Here is a 16,860-nt window from a genome sequence, read left to right on the forward strand (position 1 = left end):
CCGTTGGGGCGCCTTTTAACAACCGGTTTGCGAGCCGACAATAGTCATAAGGACAGAACTGCTGTGATTTTTTAGCCAATCAGCATTATTACCAGCGTAAATCGTTTTAGTGCCGGCTAACCACTATTAACCCATGCGCTGATGGCCGCAACCGCCCTTGCGCCAACCCGCTTGAGTGAGTCGTTGCCGACAGAAGCCCATGGATCGCCGGATCCACCCTCAGATTGCTCCTGTCCCTGAATGCGGTGCAGACGGTTTCCGTTGTTGTCCATGATGTCGAAGACATAGAAAACCGTGGTCGTATACTTGTCACCCACTGCGGACAGGTAGCCCTGTACCCGATAGGTGGAGGGGGCACCGACGCGCCGGACAAGATTGATGTTTTGTGACCGCGCGCTCTGGGCAATGGCACGGGCCAGATCATCCCCTGCGTTGCCGGGAATGCCCGTGAACTGTTCAAAGGCAAAGGTTGCCTTGTCAGGGGCCACGGTTGGTGCAACCGAGTCCTGATTGATCATGGAATTCATCGTATTCAAGGTGCCGGGCGGAACCGGGTCGCCCCCACATGCAGCAAGCAGCAGCACCGAGCTTACGGCCAAACACCGTGACAATTCCTGAAACCTGATCATTTTCTTCCTTAACCGATGGCTGAGTAACCGGCGTGCATTGTGCCCCACACGCAGAATCCTCTTGGGTCCTAGCTCAACAATCTTTAACGCCCCTTAACGGGCAGGTCGAGAGAGAGCTTTGATAATGTTTCGGGCCCTTCTTTATGGGTAATGTAGGTTTGCCCCAGTGACATGGCGGTCTCACTGTCCGAATCCATGATGATCATATGCATGAACAGGACCATGTTTTCCTCGATCACCCGGTCGTTGCCACGGTAAGCCATGTAGGGTGCATCCATCCAGCTGGGGGTGAAGCGGGCGCCAAGTGAATAGCCGCAGGCATTGAGCCTGTGAGACATCAAGCCGCGCTCGTCCAGCACATCCGCATGAGCGGTAAACAGGTCCCCAAAGGTGTTGCCCACCTGCATTACGGTCTCGACGGAATGGAGCGCCGCCCGCGCCGCCTGATGCAGTTCTTTGTGTCGTGGTTTGGGTTCGCCAATGACCACGGTTCGCATCAAGGCCGCATGGTAACGCCGATAGACACCGGCCCATTCCAGTGTCAGTTGATCGTTTTCTGACAGAGTACGTCGTCCGCCCTTGTAGCGACACAGCAAGGCATCTCTGCCGGATCCGATAATGAACTCGTTGCCCGGATAGTCGCCGCCGCCTTCAAAAATGGCTCCTTGTAACCGAGAGAGAATGAGCCCTTCATCCGCGCCGGGGCCAGTCACTTCCATGGCTGCCTCAAAGGCTTTGTCGGCAAGGTGGGCGGCTTCACGGACATATTCCAATTCGGCGGGGGATTTTATGAGCCGCAGACTTGGGATGATGTCCGATGCGTCTTTCGTGTCGGCGAAGGCGCGCAGGGTTTCGTCCAGCTCCCGACCATTGGCCGCAGTCAGGCCATGGGTGTCGTACTCAATGCCAATACGGGCGCCGAGAAGATCCAGATCGAAAAGGATTTCCTTGACCTGGCCGACGGGCGACTTGCCAGCCACATCGGTCCAGAGCCGGATATCGCGGATGTTGGAAGTGTGTCGTGCCTGCCGAAGGTCAGCAGAGCGGGTAAGCAGAATGGGGTCTTCGCCGGGACGTACAATAAGGCACTGGAAGAAGCAAAAACCGAACGTGTCAAAACCGGTGAGCCAGTACATGCTCTCCTGCGCGAACACCAACAAGCAATCCAGTTTTCTTTCAGCCATCTTGGCTTCCAGCGCCTGTTTTCGGTTCTCGAATTCTTCAGAAGAAAAGTGAAGAGCCATCTGTGGTTTCCCCCTGGGTGTGGTCTAGATCAGCGCAATTGCCGATATCTGCCGGCCATAATCTGGTTCTTTATGGTGAGTGGCGCGGCGATACGAGAAAAACATCTCGGGTTCGGCATAGGTGCATCGATTGACAAAGGACACGCTGGCCACCTCTTCAGCGGCCAGTTGGTCCAAGATGAAAGCTGGAAGGTCGAACTGAGCATGGGCTTCACGCACGGACGGCGTGAAATAGCGTTCAAAGTCCGCGCTCATGGCGAGGAACTGGTCTTTGAACTCGGGGCCCACTTCATAGGCAGGTTGGTTGATCGTCGGACCCAGCACTGCGGTTATGGATTCGCGGCGGGCACCCAAGCCTTCCATGGCGGAAATCGTGTTTTTCAGAACGCCTGCATAGGCACCGCGCCACCCGGCGTGAGCCGCGCCGATAACGCCAGCTTTGGAGTCCGCAAACAGGATCGGGCCGCAATCCGCGGTCAGGATACCAATGGCGATACCCGGCCGGTTGGTGACGAGGGCGTCGGCCTCTTGTCTTTCGTCGTCGGGCACGGGGCCGGTAACAACCATCACATCCGGGGAATGGACCTGATAGGATGTGACAAGATGATCTGGGGCAACGCCCATGGCTTGTGCCACGCGTTGACGGTTGATCAGCACGTTCTTGCGATCATCCTTCGACCCCAAGCCTACATTCAGGCTCTTGTAAAGGCCGGATGATACCCCGTTTTCGCGGGTGAAAAAGCCATGCCGCAGTCCTGGCATGGTTGCCAATTCCGGCGCCTGGATCATCTAGCCTCCTCCATTTTGCGGGAAGGTTGACTGACTTCATCGCCGTTTGTCAATTCGCAGCGCTGGATTACAGAGAGTTTTCAGCGGAGAACGGCATGGGAGGGGTGGCGCTGGTCGTTACGGCAAGGGCCTTGAACAGCATTCCCATCTGGTTGTCCGCCGCCAGCCGTTCAACGGCCTGACGGATCTCATTCTGCTCTTGTGCCGTGCGGTTGGTGCCCAGTTGACCTGCGCGTTCCAGCAAACCGAGCTCAAGAAGAAACCGAGCTTGCGGTATCGGGCCATGGGTATGGGTGCCTGCCGTTTGTGCTGCGGTCTTGAGCGCCTCAAAGTTGACATGGGCTGTCAAATCGGCCTCGCCAGGCGTTTCCAGCGGCGAGACATAGGCATGATTTTTTACGGCTTGCAGCGTGTCTCCAAGGGCGGCAGCGGTATAGCCATAATCAATGAACAGGGCGAGGCCGCCATTGTCTGCAATGCGCTGGGCAATCGTTGTTGCAAGCGCTGTGGCTGCGGGTGCAAGTTCAAGAATATCGCCGGGCGATGCCGTTTGTGCGGCCAATGGCAAAGCATTCTCGTCCAGCGTGCCGGAGCCCAGCCCAAATACCAGTTCTTGAGTATCGGAGAGGCCGATGCAGCGCTCCACCCAAGCGTGTTGCGTTTTTACATATTGGTGGATGGGCAGGGCATCGAACAGTTCGTTGGCTACCACATACACCGGGCCTTCGGGGATTGTATCAAAGTGCTCGTGCCATGTGATGTCTGACGGTTTTAGGCGGTTCTTTTGGTTTTGCTGCAAGCGTGGACTGGTTTCCACCAGATGTACGCGGGCGGCTTTCATGAAGGCCGGGCGCAGACGTGCCACACGGAGGATATCCTTCATGAGTGTTCCGCGTCCCGGTCCCAACTCGACCAGATGAAAAGCCTCCGGCGCCCCATCCTGTTGCCATTGATGAACCAGCCAGGCGCCAATGATTTCGCCGAACAGCTGTGAGACCTCCGGAGCGGTGGTGAAATCACCCTTGGTTCCAAATGGCTCGCGGGTCATGTAGTAGCCGAAATCCGGATCCGACAGGCATAGCCCCATGTATTCGGCGATAGACATGGGGCCGTGATGGGCGATACGGAACTTGATCTTGTCGAGCAGTGTGGTGTGCGTCATGGCTCTGATTTCAGGTGTCGTTCCGGGCGGGTTGGCGTAGAGCGTAAACAGCGAGAGCAGCGCCCGCCAGAATCATCGGCAAACTGAGCAGGATGCCCATGGTCAGAAAGCCGGAGAGATAGCCGATATGGGCATCCGGGACGCGGTAGAGTTCCGCGATGGAGCGAAAGATGCCGTATCCCATGGCAAAAAGGCCCGCCAACGCGCCCGGTTTTTGCAATAACTTGAAGCGATGCATCAGGAGCCGCAATACGACAAAGAGCAAAATGCCTTCCAGTGCGGCTTCGTATAGCTGGCTGGGATGGCGGGGCATTGGTCCCCCGGTGGGGAAGACGACAGCCCAGGGCACATCCGTTGGTCTGCCCCAAAGCTCGGAGTTGATGAAGTTCGCCATGCGCCCGAAAAACAGTCCGATGGGCGCGGCGACGCCGCACAAATCCATCAGCGTCAGCAAGTTGAGACGCTTGAAGTGGCTGTAGGCAAGCATCGCAATGACCACTCCGAGGAAGCCGCCATGAAAGGACATGCCCCCGGTCCATACCGCCAGAATCTCCGCAGGGTTTTGCAGATAATAGGGCGCATTGTAGAAAAAGACGTAGCCGAACCGGCCGCCCAGTACGATGCCCAATGCTGCCCAAACGACAAAATCATCAATATCTGTCGCCGTCGGTCTGGAAGCCTTGGCGTTCCAAAGCGTGTCATTGAGAACGACCTTTCGCATGTATCGCCATGCGAGCAGAATGCCCACGATATAGGCCAGCGCGTACCAGCGAATAGCCAAGGGACCAAGTTCGATCAGAACAGGGTCGATCTGCGGAAAGGGGATGGCAAACAAGGGCATGAATGGACCAAGGGTTTGAAATGGCTTTGAGCCCCTACATGCGACATGATGGCGGCATCTGCAAGGTTGTCCGGATCAACTTTACATCAGGTACAGGAACACGCGGTGCCGGCGGTGGATGCTCAGCGCCTCAAAAGCGGTGTGCAACTGGGCGGTGTGCGGCTTTGACCCGCAAACTCTCTTGAAGTTGTGGGTACGGCACAATAGGTCTACACTTATTCAACGATATCGGAGCGTGAGATGACACAATCGCCGAACAAGATCCTTGACGATTTCGCCAAGCTGATGACCGACGCCGCAGGCGTGGCTCAGGGAGCCCGGCGTGAAGTGGAGACCGCCTTCAAGGCGCAGGCAGAGCGTTTTCTGGCGGACATGGACGTGGTGAGCCGCGAAGAATTCGACGCGACCAAGGACATGGCCGTGCGGGCGCTCGATGAGGTGGAGAGCCTCGAAAAGCGCCTAAAAGCGGCAGAAGACCGGATTTCCGCGCTTGAAGCGGCGATTACCAAAGAGAAAGACTAGGCACAGACCGGGCCTTGCGGGAGTGTTAATTATCTGTGGGCGATGGTTTGTCGTCCACAATTTTCGCGTTTTGGGAGGCTGCAGGCGTATATCCCGAGCAGGGAGCTTGCCTGTATATTTTTTTAAAACAAGGATTCGTCACCGGCATGCGGCCAATATGAAACCCAGGTCAAAGCCAGCGGCAGTCCAGCAAGAACACACGAAGTGTCTGGTCCTAGGGAACAATGCCTTTTGAAGGGATTGTTTTTGTTCCGCCCTCTAGCCTCGAGAGGACCGAGATGAGCCTCATAGATACTGACTTCGAGCAAGCGCCGAATCCTGTCGATACGATCGAGGATGTTGCGGCTTTGAACGACTGGTCGTTCGAGCGGCTTGGTGATGATGAAATCTCGATCTCCGTCAAGGGAAGCTGGTGTGACTACCACATTTCCTTTTCCTGGATGGAAGAGCTGGAAGCCCTGCATCTGGCCGCTGCGTTTGATCTGAAAGTCCCTGAGCCTCGCAAGACCGAAATTGTGCGTTTGTTGGCTCTGGTGAATGAACAGATGTGGATGGGGCACTTCGACTTGTGGAACCGCGAGGGCATTGTGATCTTTCGCCAGTCCTTGCTGCTGGCAGGTGGCGTTCAGGCCAGTTCTCAACAGATCGAGGTCATGTTGTCTCATGCGCTTGAGGCGTGTGAGCGGTATTATCAGGCATTTCAATTCGTCGTTTGGGCTGGGAAGACCGCGCAGGAAGCGGTCAATACGGCGCTATTCGAAACAGTAGGCGAGGCATGAAGTTAACGGCTGAACGTCCGCTCGTTCTGGTTGGAGCGGGCAAAATGGGGGGCGCCATGCTGGAAGGCTGGCTAGAGCGCGGTGTGGCTCCCGACAGTGTGTGTATCGTCGATCCCGCTCCCTCCGAGGAGATGAAAGCATTGCTTCAGCGCCGCGGCGTGGCTTGGCATTCGGTGTTGCCTGATGATGTGCGGGCAGGGGTTATGATCCTTGCCGTCAAGCCTCAGATGATGGCAAGCGTCGCACCGGGGATCTCCTCGGGTGTTGACGCCAATACCGTAGCCGTCAGCATTGCTGCCGGCACACCCGTGACGTTTTTTGAAGACACGTTCGGCCGCGATGTTCCGGTGGTTCGTGTCATGCCGAATACGCCAGCACAGGTTGGACGCGGTATATCGGCCGGCTTTGCCAATGCCGTTGTCACGCAAGATCAGAAAACCCTTGTTGCCGAGTTGATGCAGGCGGTTGGTCGGTTTGTCTGGGTGGAGGCGGAACAGCAGATCGATTTCGTGACTGCCATCAGCGGGTCTGGGCCAGCCTATGTGTTTCACATGGCAGAGGCCATGGCGGCTGCAGGCGTGGAACTTGGTCTTGATGCGGACGTAGCTGCGGAACTGGCACGCCATACAGTATGTGGAGCCGGTGAGTTGATGTATCAAAGTCCGTTGTCGCCTGAAGTGTTGCGCCAAAACGTGACCTCACCGGGCGGCACTACGGCTGCGGCTCTGGATGTTTTGATGGGCGAGAATGCCCTGACAGAGTTGATGGTGAAAGCTGCCAAGGCTGCGGCGCAGCGCGCAAAAGAGCTTTCGGAGCAATAAAAAGAACGTGTCACCCTCTGGACGAAACGCGTGGGGCTGCTAGCTTTACGTGCAAGACGGTTTTTTGTGTCAGGAGGTGGCCTGTGCCAACTGAGAAGACCCGCAAGCGCATTGTCGACAGTTTCATGAAGCTGCTGAGTGAGCAGGGGTATCGATCCATCACCTATGTCCAGGTTGCCGAGGCTGCGGATGTGGGTTTGGACACCCTGCGGGCCAGCTATGACAGCAAGCTGGACATTCTGGCAGCCTTTGCGCGCTCCATCGATCAGAAGGTACTTTCGGATTACGATAGTGAAATGGAAGGGGAGCCAGCGCGCGAACGATTGTTTGACGTGCTTATGACCCGGCTGGACTATCTGGAGCCTCATAAGTCTGCTCTGCGTCATTTGCGGGCCGCTGTTCAGGAAACCCCGAGCTTCGGACTTGAGATGCAACGCGTGTCGGTGCGTTCCATGGAGTGGATGTTGGCGGCTGCAGGCATTGAGCTGTCCGGATTGCGTAAGTTCGGTGTAACGAATGCCTTGTCGGTTGGTTTCTGGCGCGTGCTAAAGGTGTGGTTGGAAGAAGAGGACGCCGGCCAACCCAAGACCATGGCTGCACTTGACCAGATGCTGCGTGACGGTCAAGACTGGTTGCGTCGGGTCGATAAGGTGCAAAAGAAGCTGTCTCCTGTTGCCAAGAGGATGGCGCGTATGCGTGCCGGTTGTTCCCGCCCATCCTCCTCGTCCGATGACGGCCCCGCTGCCGCGACGGACTATCAGATTTAAACAGGCAAGAGGTTCCGGTTGTGAGCAACGCTGACACCCCTACGATTGAGTTTGATGATTTTTTGAAGGTAGATATCCGTGTTGGTCGGATTGTTGAGGCCGAGCCGTTTCCGGAAGCGCGCAAACCGGCGATCAAACTGAAAATCGACTTTGGGCCCGATGTCGGTATCAAGAAGTCGTCAGCGCAGATTACCGAGTTCTATGAGCCAGAGCTTTTGATTGGCAAACAGGTCATGGCGGTTGTCAACTTCCCGCCCCGCCAGATTGGAAAGTTCATGTCCGAGGTCCTAACGCTTGGATTCTCGGCGGATAGTGGGGGTATCGTGTTGGCCCGGCCAGATCAGGACGTTCCAATCGGGGCTCGGCTGCACTAACTGAATACAGGTTCGTACAGGGTGTGATCCTGGCCGGTCAAATGGGTACACGCACTCTGACCCGCAATCCGCCGAGCGGGGACTCCCTCAAAAACACTTCTCCGCCATGAGCGCGAATGATATCGCGGGCGATGGACAGGCCAAGCCCGGAGCCGCCTGTGTCCTGATTTCTCGCCGTATCCAGCCGGTGGAAGGGGCGGAATACATTTTCGCGTTCTTCCGGTGGGATGCCGGGTCCATCGTCGTCAACTGTCACGATCAACCAGTCGGGTGTTCGATGGCCTTTGATGCGAATGGTCGATCCGTATCTGGCTGCGTTGGTGATGAGGTTGAGCAGGCAGCGTCGGAAGGCCCGTCCCTTGATGACAACCAGTGGATCACCATCAAAGGATGAAGCCACGTCGGCGCCAACAACTTCCGCTTCTATCTCCAACTCCTCGAGCATCAGTGCGACATCGGTTTCAACGGCCTCTTCATCACCGTAGCCTTTGGAAAACGCGAGGTAGTCATCCAGCATCCGGTTCATCTCTTCAACGTCCTTGCGCAGAGCCTTCACTTCCGGGCTGTCACCCAAGAACGTGAGCTGCAGACTGAACCGTGTGAGGATGGTTCTCAGGTCGTGGCTGACACCGGCCAGCATGGTCGTGCGTTGTTCGACGTGGCGCTCAATGCGGCGGCGCATATCCAGAAACGCCATCGCGGCTCGGCGGACTTCCCGCGCGCCGTGGGGGCGGAATCTGGCGACCTGACGGCCCTTGCCGAAATCCTCAGCTGCGTCTGCAAGCTTTTCAATGGGACGGATCTGATTGCGCAGAAACAGCAGGGCCATGACGATCAGGATCAAGGAGGTCGCAACCATCCAGACAATGAAAATGTGAGAGTTTGAGGCGTAGGTCTGGCTTCGGCGCGCGATGAACCGAAGGTTTTCATTCTCCAGCTTGATGCGGATCTCTACAAAACGCCCGTCGCCGATCGTATCAATCCAGAAAGGCTTGCCAATCCGGGCAGCAATCTCACGGCTCAGGTACAAGTCGACCAGATCGAAAAAGTCCCTTGGTTGGCGTGGTGGGAGTGGTTCAGGCGGCATGACGCTGACCGACAAGCCAAGAGCGCTGGCTGCTATGCGTTTCACCTTTTCCGGATCATCCTGCGCACGAAATGTTTCCGTCATCTCGACCACAGAGGCGATCTCCCGCACAACAGCCTCCGATAGGCGGCGTGTGACCAGCGCATAGTGCCGTTCCATGAACACGAAGACCAGAACCGACTGCAGCAACACCATGGGAATGACGATGATGAGCAGGGCGCGTACATAAAGGCCTTTTGGCAAGCGATTGTGCAGCCAGCTTGCAAGCCAGTGATATGGCTTGAGAATGAATTGCAGAACCCGAGAGGCTTTGATCACGCGGGAGATGCTGAAGTCGCGCCAGCTGCTTCGATCAGTCATGAATCAGTCCGTTATCAGACGGTAGCCCACGCCGCGGACTGTCTGCAGGTAAAAGGGATTGCTTGGGTCTTCCTCAATCTTGCGGCGCAATCGGTTGACTTGCACATCAACTGTGCGCTCGCCGAGCGTGCTGTCATCGCCCACCAGATCTGCTCGTGTCACGGTTTGTCCGGGCTTGGCAGCAAATGCATTCAGGAACTGCTTTTCCCGGTCCGTCAATCGGACATAGTCCTCGCCCCTTTTCAGTTCCTCCCGCTCCGGGTTGTACTGATAGGGCCCGAAAGTGATCGTTTCAGGCTTGATCTCCTGCTTGGGGCCGCCGCGCCGCAAGATGGCGGAGATGCGCAGCAGAAGCTCGCGGGGTTCAAATGGCTTGGGCAGATAATCATCCACTCCCGCTTCAAGGCCCATGATGCGATCATCGGTTTCGGAGCGGGCGGTGAGCATCAAGATGGGCACATCGGACGTGCGGCGAATGTCTTGGGCGAGTTCAAGACCGCTTTCTCCGGGCATCATCACGTCCAGAATCAGAAGGTCGAATTGCAGGCCCTGCATGCGGCGGCGGGCTTCTGCAGCCTCTTTGGCCACCGTTACCCTGAAGCCTTGCTCTCCCAGGAAGCGTTGCAGCAATTCGCGAATACGATTGTCATCATCAATAAGCAGAAGGTGGGGTGCGGTATCCCCAGGTATGCTGGACCCCGTCACTGGTCACTCCTTCGTGGTACTTTGCGAAATGAGGCGCACAACATCATTGCGGTCGTTTTCATCAATCATCAGATACAGGAACTGGCGGACAATTTCATCACTTCCCGGGGGCATGAGTTCAATTGTCTTGTTGATCCGCTTGGTTTGCAATTGTGACAACTGCTGTGCCAGCAACCGGCCTTTGTCCGTAGTGAAAAGCAGGCGCTCACGCCGGTCCAGCGGGCCATGTTGCTGTTCGATATAGCCTTCATCAACCAGCTGTTTCAAAACCCGCCCGAGGCTTTGTTTGGTGATCTTCAGTATACCAAGCAGGTCGGAGACCCGTATTCCCGGATTGCGATGGACAAAGTGGAGGACCCGGTGATGGGCGCGTCCATAACCCAACTCGTTCAGCAGGACGTCGGGGTCGTCGGTGAAGTCACGATAGGCAAAGAAAAGGAGCTCGATCAAATCAAAACGGGGCGTGGTCTCTGGCATTCTCGCTCGCCTGTGGGGTGGTGGATTCCGGTCATTCTACAAAAAATACGTCAGCTATGTTGACTTATATTGGTTCGATTGTTACTTATTATTCGCGCTTTGAGAAATGATCGTATCAATCATTCCTGTTTTAAGGTAAGAAATGGGAATGTGCCTACAGACGATATTTCGACGAGACAGTCAATGGGCGCGGCTTGAGAGCGGTGCTGATCAACACAAAGATATTGTAAAACAGAACAGGCCCTGAAGTGACCGACCGAGCGCGGTCTTTCTTTGTCAATTGTTCGCCAGTGGAGTTTAAAAATGGCGGGTATTCCATTTGATCAACGTGAAGGTGTCATCTGGTATGATGGCGAATATGTGCCGTGGTCAGATGCGAAGGTGCATGTGCTCACTCACGGCCTGCATTATGGCAGTAGCGTTTTTGAAGGCCAGCGTGCCTATGGTGGCGACATTTTCAAGCTGCAAGAGCATACGGAGCGTCTTCATGCGTCCGCCCGTATCCTTGGGTTCGAAATCCCATGGAGCGTGGAAGAGATCAACCGCGTGTGCAACGAGTTGATGGAAAAGTCTGGCTTGGTTGATGCCTATTTGCGTCCGGTTGCCTGGCGCGGTAGCGAGATGATGGGCATCTCCGCTCAACACAACAAAATTCATCTGGCGATTGCTGCATGGGAATGGCCCAGCTATTTCAGCCCGGAAGAGCGTCTGAAAGGCATTCGTCTCGACCATGCGATGTACCGCCGGCCAGCGCCGGAAACGGCGCCTTACAAGGCCAAAGCCGCAGGCCTTTACATGATTTGTACGATTTCAAAGCATGAAGCGGAGCGCAAGGGATACACAGATGCGCTTATGCTTGATTGGCGCGGCAACGTGGCCGAAGCGACGGGAGCAAATGTTTTCTTCGTGAAAGATGGTGCTCTTCATACGCCGGTGCCGGAGTGCTTCCTCGATGGCATCACCCGTCAAACCGTCATTGAATTGGCAGAAAGACGCGGGCTTGCAGTTCACGAGCGCACCATTCTGCCGGAAGAGCTTAGCAGTTTCGAGCAGTGTTTCCTTACGGGTACTGCTGCAGAAGTGACGCCCGTTTCAGAGATTGCAGGCACGTTTTTCGAGGTTGGTGAGATCACGCAGACCTTGATGAGGGATTATATTGCTGAAGTTCAAGGTGGTGCAGAAGCAAAGGCGTTAAGAAAGGCGTCTTGAACACGATACCAGGTATAAAAAAAGCCATCGCAGCACCCAGCTGCGATGGCTTTTTTTGTGTGTTCAGGAGGCATCTTCATGCATGGGGTGAAACAGACGCCCTTTCTCCGTGATCAATACGATGATCAAAGCCGTTGTCCCCAGCAATAGATAGCCCAGCGTGAGCGGAATGGTGGTGCCGTTGTACAGAGCACCAATGCCCGCCCCAAGGACTGCGCCAAGTGTAGTGGTGACAAATCCGACCATGGCGGATCCAGCGCCAGCAAACGCCCCCAGAGGTTCCATCGCCATGGAGTTGAAGTTCGGCGCGATGAAGCCGAAGAAGAACATGACAAGGGCCTGAAAGGCATAATAGGTCCATAAGGTCATGGACCCGGTAAGGGCCAACGTTGCCCCGACAGCGCTGACGCCGATGAGCATCAGCAAGGCGCCATGGGACAGTTTGCGCAAGCCGAACCGTTCTACAAGCTGTGAGTTCAGGAATGCGGCTACAGATTGACCTGCGGCAATGAGCGCGAACACCAGGGTGAAGCTGGCCCCGAGGCCAAAGACGCCGTTGAAGATTTGCTGAGCGGAGTTGATGAAACCGAACAGTGCGCCAAAGGCACAGGACACAGCCAGCATATACCCCAAAGCGAACCGGTTCGTTAGAACAAGCCAGTAGGAGCGGGCGACAGTGCGCGGGTTCAGGCCCAGCCGTTTCTCCATTGGCAGACTTTCCGGCAGGCGGGCAAAGCACCAAAGCATCAGTGCGAAACTGAAGGCTGTAAGGAAAATGAAAATCCAGTGCCAGTGTCCAAGGAACAGAATACCCTGGCCAACCGTTGGAGCCAGAATCGGGGCTGCCATGAACACCATCATGGCGAGTGACATGATCCGGCCCATTTGGCGTCCGCTGTACCAGTCACGGACCATGGAAATTGTCACAACACGTGGGGCTGCTGCTCCGATGCCTTGAAGAGCCCGGGCCGTGAGCATGGTCTCGAAAGACTGTGCAAACAATGACAGCACTGCGCCGACGATGAACAGCAGAATGCCAGCCAACAAGGTTGGACGGCGGCCTAACCAGTCAGAAACGGGGCCAAAGATCAAAGAAGCCGCTCCCAGACCCAACAGGTAGGAGCTGAGGATCAATTGGCGGTTGTTTTCATGGACGACACCCAGTTCGTCCCCAATTTGAGGCAGGGCCGGCAGCATGATGTCGATGGATAGCGCATTCAGCGCCATCAATGCTGCTATCAGCAGGACCAGCTCAATAAGCGACAGCCCTGCGTGAGGCACGGAAGGCTGCCCCTTCGCAGTCGTAGATGACATGAATAATCCTTATTGTATTGTTCTGAAGCGCTTAGTTCTTATGGTGCGCGACGAAGAGTATGGCAGGGAAGGTCGGACCCTCTCGAGCACAATGCAGGGCATATAGCCGAAACGTCATGGGTCCTGTCAATGGTAAAAACCGAATGTCTGCAATGCACAGATGCGCCGATTACCGAGCGTCTTTAGCCATCCAGCGCGCTGCGTCTGTATCGTCTGTTGATTTGGCCTCAACCCACTGCGGCTCGTTTCCACTGGCAGGATGTTCCTTTTTCCAGAACGGGGCCTGCGTCTTTAGAAAGTCCATCAGAAAATCGGCAGCCTCGAAAGCCGCTCGGCGATGAGCGCTGGCCGTCACCACCAGAACAATGTTTTCCCCCGGCCGGATGCGGCCCACCCGATGGATGATGGTGAGCCCGGTCAGCGGCCACCGTTCCAAGGCAGAAGTGGCCAGCCGCTGTAACTCTGCCTCAGCCATTCCCGGATAGTGCTCCAGTTCTAAAGCTGCCAAGCTGCCGTTTTCATCGCGGCACAAGCCTGTGAAGGTAACAAGAGCGCCGATGTCCGTTCGTCCGGCCTTGAGGTGTTCCAGTTCCGCAGCCACATCAAAGTTACTGGCTGATACGGAGATTTTTGGAGTTATGGACGACATGATTGGCTCCTGCACCCGTGCAATGGAAAGTCAGCCGCCAGTCATGGGCGGAAAGAATGCGACTTCATCCGCACCGGAAATGTCCGCTTCCATGGATACGTGCTGTTGATTGGCAGCCACGCGGATGAGTTGAGGGTCCTCAAAGGCGTAGGCGTAGCCTTCATCACGCTGGCTGAGCCACAGCATCAGGTCCTTGGCGGTGGTCACGCCGCCAGGAAGGTCAATGGTTTCTTCCCCAGTGCCCACGCGTTCGCGCAGCCATGCAAAATACAGCAGCTTCATTTCGCCTCCCTCGTCCGGCCAGCTAGTCTTCGATCAGATGACCAATACCCGCCCGGAAATAGTCGTAACCGGTATACAAAGTCAGGATAGCGGCCAGCCACAACAAGGCAATGCCTGCTTCTGAAACATAAGGCACAATGGCGTCACCGGCTGGGCCGGCGATCAGGAACCCCATGGCGACCAATTGCACGGTTGTTTTCCATTTCGCCATTTTGGTGACCGGGACACTAACGCGCAACTCGGCCAAAAATTCGCGAAGACCGGACACAAGGATTTCGCGGCACAAAATGATGATCGCCGCAATGACGGACCAATGCCCGATGGTGCCATCCAGTGTAAGCATGAGCAGGCATACAGAAACAATGAGCTTGTCGGCAATCGGGTCCAACATGCGCCCGAGGGCAGATTGCTGCTGCCAGGCGCGGGCCAGATATCCATCAAAGAAGTCGGTCACGGCTGCTATGATGAAGATCGCCAGCGCGACCCAACGTGAGGTATGTCCCGGAAAATAGAAGCAAAGAGTTATTGCGGGGACGGCAGCAATTCGGCCGTACGTCAGGACATTCGGAAGTGAGAACAGAACTTTGGTCGACATGTGAACCTGCACTGGGAGGCGGCTGGAGTTTAGCCGGGTTTGGACGCACATAGGGTCTGCCCAACGTCTTTAACAGAGGGAAGACTACGTGCGAAGGGGCTTGGTGACCGAATTTCAGTCAAACATGGAGTCGCTGACTTCATCGATAATTTGCCGGGCTTTTCGCAGGGTGAAGGTTGTCGCTTCTTCTTCCGAGCTGTGGGTGTCCGCACGAATGAACTCATGTTCCTTGATCACGCCGTCGACTTGCTTCGTGATGCGCCCCATGGTTTGCCACTGGCCGCCATTTTTCTGGGGCTCAGCGTAAATCAGGTAGCCTTTATACTCTTCAGGCTCGACCTCGGTGCGGGTGTCTTCGGTTTGCTTGCCGCCAAACAGCCGTGAAAAAAAGGACATGCTCAAACTCGTTTTCGAATGCATCTTTTTGGGTGCAAGTGCTGAACTTAGGACTCACCCACTGGCTCTACAATAGGCACGGAAGGGGTAGGTACGCAATCGTCCGGGCCAAGCATCCGACGCGACCAATGGTTCCTGCACAAGGAGGTGTAGGTATCTTCCCCCCCGATCACCACCTGATCGCCTTCTTCAACAATCCGTCCGTTTTCGTCGAGGCGGGCCACCATCGTGGCCTTGCGGCCGCACCAGCAGATGGTGCGTACTTCGCGAATGTTGTCTGCAATGGCCAGCAAGGCGGCGCTTCCGGGAAAGAGTTTTCCTTGAAAGTCGGTACGCAAACCGTAGCACATTACGGGCATGCCAAGGCGATCTGCGACATGTGCGAGTTGCCAGACCTGCTTCTCATCGAGAAACTGGGCTTCGTCCACCAAGACGGCATCCAGAGGACGGGAGTCCTTTTCTGCCTTTATGGTCTGGAACATGTCCGTCGCTTCGTCGAAGATCATGGCATCCGACTTCAACCCAATTCGCGAGGCGATTTCGCCAATCTTGGTCCTGTCATCCAGAGCGGCCGTGAACAGCAGGGTGCTCATGCCGCGCTCCTGATAGTTGTAGGAGGCTTGAAGGAGCAGGGTAGATTTGCCTGCGTTCATCGAGGAGTAGTTGAAGTAGAGCTTTGCCATAGATTCAAAGAATTCGTGTGTTGCCGGTTCCGTTCCGTGTCGCTGATCCCTTCATACAGGGATTCGAAGGTTCGATGGGTTTCTGGAACAGTTACACACAAGCCAGCTAACCCCGGTGCTATCGTTTCGGCAAATCTACATTGGCTATCAACGGCAAGTGATCTGAGCCCACATCTGCCGCCACCTTGACTGAGGAGAGCGAGAGCGGCGCGGATACGGCAATATGATCAACCTGCGAGCCGGCCAGATCCGCAAGCTCCGGAGCAAAGAAATAACGCGTGTTGCGAGGAAAACCGCGCTCAAACCGCGTTGTCAGGCTCATTTCCTCCAGGAGCGATGGAAAGCTTTTCGACCACGGGCTCGTGTTCCAATCACCGGCCACGATTACCGGCACGCTGTTGTCCGGATCGTTGGTGCGCTGGGCAACCTTTGCAGCGATTGTTTCCAGATAGGTGGTTCGGGCCAACAGCTTGGAGGGAATATGCGGGCTGGTTGGATGAACAGCATAAACCTTGATGGGTGTTTGCGCAGTTTCCACGGTGAACTCTATGTAAGCGTTCAACTTGCCATAGCTTAGCGGAATCGACTGAATGCGTTGCTGCTGCACATCTGAGAGGGGCAACTTGCTGAAAACGGTGAGATCGCTGTCATGGCCGTCAGGCGGAACAATGGCGTGTGTATAGGTGTCTGCCAGAAGGGCCTGCAACCGGGGCGTAGCTGCGCCTGTTTCCTGAAACAGAACGAGGTCCGGTTGGGTATTGTTGATCACAGCCATCAGTCGCGTGTCGTCATACTCAAAGCGTTCCAGATTCAAGCTCATCAAGGTGAATACCTTTTCCGGATCACCTGCAGGTTCTGGTGGCGTGAGGGCGCGAAGTTGATCATAGGTTCCCAGTCCCAATGTCAGCCATAGAGCGGCGAGCACCGGGGTTGTGTACCCGAGAGAGCGCGACAGGATGCAGGCCAAGAGTGCCACAGCAATGGACAGAAAAATGAACTGCGGTGCGAAAAAGGCGGCTGCCTCGGACAGGTAGTAGCCCGGTAGCCAATACGCCATGGCAACGAGCAGACCTAAAAGCCAGCTTATGCCAACAAGACATTTCGACAGGCGACGTACGTGGACAGCCAGACGGTCAGCGGAAACAAGAGATGCCAATCAATTCACCAGTGTCTGC

General features: G+C 55.8%; 21 protein-coding genes. 6 read left to right on the forward strand and 15 right to left on the reverse strand.

What is annotated here, in order from left to right:
* Positions 1–116 precede the first annotated feature (116 nt).
* From G512_RS0100465 to lgt, 5 genes are all read right to left on the reverse strand, one after another.
* Positions 117–629 (reverse strand): hypothetical protein, encoded by a 513-nt coding sequence (locus G512_RS0100465; RefSeq protein WP_028479995.1) that lies wholly within the window; start codon positions 627–629, stop codon positions 117–119.
* Positions 630–712: 83 nt separating this feature from the next.
* The gene (locus tag G512_RS0100470) at positions 713–1,873 is read right to left on the reverse strand and encodes a M24 family metallopeptidase (RefSeq protein ID WP_028479996.1); all 1,161 of its coding nucleotides are present in this window, start codon (positions 1,871–1,873) and stop codon (positions 713–715) included.
* Positions 1,874–1,897: 24 nt separating this feature from the next.
* Positions 1,898–2,662 (reverse strand): peptidoglycan editing factor PgeF, encoded by a 765-nt coding sequence (gene pgeF / locus G512_RS0100475; protein ID WP_028479997.1) that lies wholly within the window; start codon positions 2,660–2,662, stop codon positions 1,898–1,900.
* 67 nt (positions 2,663–2,729) lie between these two features.
* Positions 2,730–3,824, reverse strand: a complete 1,095-nt coding sequence (locus G512_RS0100480; RefSeq protein ID WP_028479998.1) for a class I SAM-dependent methyltransferase — start codon at positions 3,822–3,824, stop codon at positions 2,730–2,732.
* A 10-nt stretch (positions 3,825–3,834) separates the two neighbouring features.
* Positions 3,835–4,665, reverse strand: a complete 831-nt coding sequence (lgt, locus tag G512_RS0100485; RefSeq protein ID WP_028479999.1) for a prolipoprotein diacylglyceryl transferase — start codon at positions 4,663–4,665, stop codon at positions 3,835–3,837.
* 240 nt (positions 4,666–4,905) lie between these two features.
* Here lgt and G512_RS19510 point away from each other — a divergent pair, with 240 nt between their 5' ends.
* From G512_RS19510 to G512_RS0100515, 5 genes are all read left to right on the forward strand, one after another.
* Positions 4,906–5,187, forward strand: coding sequence for an accessory factor UbiK family protein (locus G512_RS19510; protein ID WP_036487894.1), 282 nt, complete (start codon positions 4,906–4,908; stop codon positions 5,185–5,187).
* A gap of 278 nt (positions 5,188–5,465) precedes the next feature.
* On the forward strand, positions 5,466–5,966 hold the full coding sequence (locus G512_RS0100500; RefSeq protein ID WP_028480001.1) for a type III secretion system chaperone family protein: 501 nt from the start codon (positions 5,466–5,468) through the stop codon (positions 5,964–5,966).
* Positions 5,963–6,787, forward strand: a complete 825-nt coding sequence (gene proC, locus G512_RS0100505) for a pyrroline-5-carboxylate reductase (protein ID WP_028480002.1) — start codon at positions 5,963–5,965, stop codon at positions 6,785–6,787. Before G512_RS0100500 ends, proC begins: the two co-directional genes overlap by 4 nt.
* Positions 6,788–6,870: 83 nt before the next feature.
* The gene (locus G512_RS0100510; RefSeq protein ID WP_028480003.1) at positions 6,871–7,554 is read left to right on the forward strand and encodes a TetR/AcrR family transcriptional regulator; all 684 of its coding nucleotides are present in this window, start codon (positions 6,871–6,873) and stop codon (positions 7,552–7,554) included.
* A gap of 20 nt (positions 7,555–7,574) precedes the next feature.
* On the forward strand, positions 7,575–7,928 hold the full coding sequence (locus G512_RS0100515; protein ID WP_028480004.1) for a tRNA-binding protein: 354 nt from the start codon (positions 7,575–7,577) through the stop codon (positions 7,926–7,928).
* A gap of 37 nt (positions 7,929–7,965) precedes the next feature.
* Here G512_RS0100515 and G512_RS0100520 read toward each other — a convergent pair whose 3' ends face one another.
* Genes G512_RS0100520 through G512_RS22530 form a run of 3 tightly spaced genes read right to left on the reverse strand, consistent with a single transcriptional unit; the run spans position 7,966 to position 10,557 of the window.
* Positions 7,966–9,375 carry an ATP-binding protein gene (locus G512_RS0100520; protein ID WP_051268670.1) on the reverse strand — a complete coding sequence of 470 codons (1,410 nt, stop codon included), beginning with the start codon at positions 9,373–9,375 and terminating at the stop codon, positions 7,966–7,968.
* A gap of 3 nt (positions 9,376–9,378) precedes the next feature.
* Entirely contained in the window at positions 9,379–10,080 is a 702-nt protein-coding gene (locus G512_RS22525; protein ID WP_028480006.1) for a response regulator, read from the reverse strand.
* Positions 10,081–10,083: 3 nt separating this feature from the next.
* Positions 10,084–10,557, reverse strand: a complete 474-nt coding sequence (locus G512_RS22530) for a MarR family winged helix-turn-helix transcriptional regulator (RefSeq protein ID WP_028480007.1) — start codon at positions 10,555–10,557, stop codon at positions 10,084–10,086.
* A gap of 303 nt (positions 10,558–10,860) precedes the next feature.
* On the opposite strand from G512_RS22530, the gene G512_RS0100535 reads away from it, so the two are divergent.
* The gene (locus tag G512_RS0100535) at positions 10,861–11,766 is read left to right on the forward strand and encodes a branched-chain amino acid aminotransferase (protein WP_028480008.1); all 906 of its coding nucleotides are present in this window, start codon (positions 10,861–10,863) and stop codon (positions 11,764–11,766) included.
* 63 nt (positions 11,767–11,829) lie between these two features.
* On the opposite strand, the gene G512_RS0100540 is transcribed toward G512_RS0100535, so the two are convergent.
* The 7 genes from G512_RS0100540 to G512_RS0100570 form a co-directional block, all read right to left on the reverse strand.
* On the reverse strand, positions 11,830–13,080 hold the full coding sequence (locus G512_RS0100540) for a multidrug effflux MFS transporter (protein WP_036487902.1): 1,251 nt from the start codon (positions 13,078–13,080) through the stop codon (positions 11,830–11,832).
* A gap of 169 nt (positions 13,081–13,249) precedes the next feature.
* Positions 13,250–13,729, reverse strand: coding sequence for a molybdenum cofactor biosynthesis protein MoaE (locus G512_RS0100545; protein ID WP_036487908.1), 480 nt, complete (start codon positions 13,727–13,729; stop codon positions 13,250–13,252).
* Positions 13,730–13,759: 30 nt separating this feature from the next.
* Positions 13,760–14,011: a molybdopterin converting factor subunit 1 gene (gene moaD, locus G512_RS0100550; protein WP_028480011.1), complete on the reverse strand. Its 252-nt coding sequence runs from the start codon at positions 14,009–14,011 to the stop codon at positions 13,760–13,762.
* Between the two features lie 22 nt (positions 14,012–14,033).
* On the reverse strand, positions 14,034–14,606 hold the full coding sequence (pgsA, locus tag G512_RS0100555) for a CDP-diacylglycerol--glycerol-3-phosphate 3-phosphatidyltransferase (RefSeq protein ID WP_028480012.1): 573 nt from the start codon (positions 14,604–14,606) through the stop codon (positions 14,034–14,036).
* Positions 14,607–14,720: 114 nt separating this feature from the next.
* Positions 14,721–15,002, reverse strand: a complete 282-nt coding sequence (locus tag G512_RS0100560) for an HlyU family transcriptional regulator (RefSeq protein WP_028480013.1) — start codon at positions 15,000–15,002, stop codon at positions 14,721–14,723.
* 47 nt (positions 15,003–15,049) lie between these two features.
* Entirely contained in the window at positions 15,050–15,685 is a 636-nt protein-coding gene (locus G512_RS19515; protein WP_051268672.1) for a thymidine kinase, read from the reverse strand.
* A 118-nt stretch (positions 15,686–15,803) separates the two neighbouring features.
* Complete coding sequence (locus G512_RS0100570) at positions 15,804–16,841, reverse strand: endonuclease/exonuclease/phosphatase family protein (RefSeq protein ID WP_036487913.1); 1,038 nt, start codon at positions 16,839–16,841, stop codon at positions 15,804–15,806.
* Positions 16,842–16,860: the final 19 nt, after the last annotated feature.

The sequence above is a fragment of the Pseudovibrio exalbescens DSM 16456 genome (assembly GCF_000422785.1).
Classification (GTDB): Bacteria; Pseudomonadota; Alphaproteobacteria; order Rhizobiales; family Stappiaceae; genus Pseudovibrio; species Pseudovibrio exalbescens.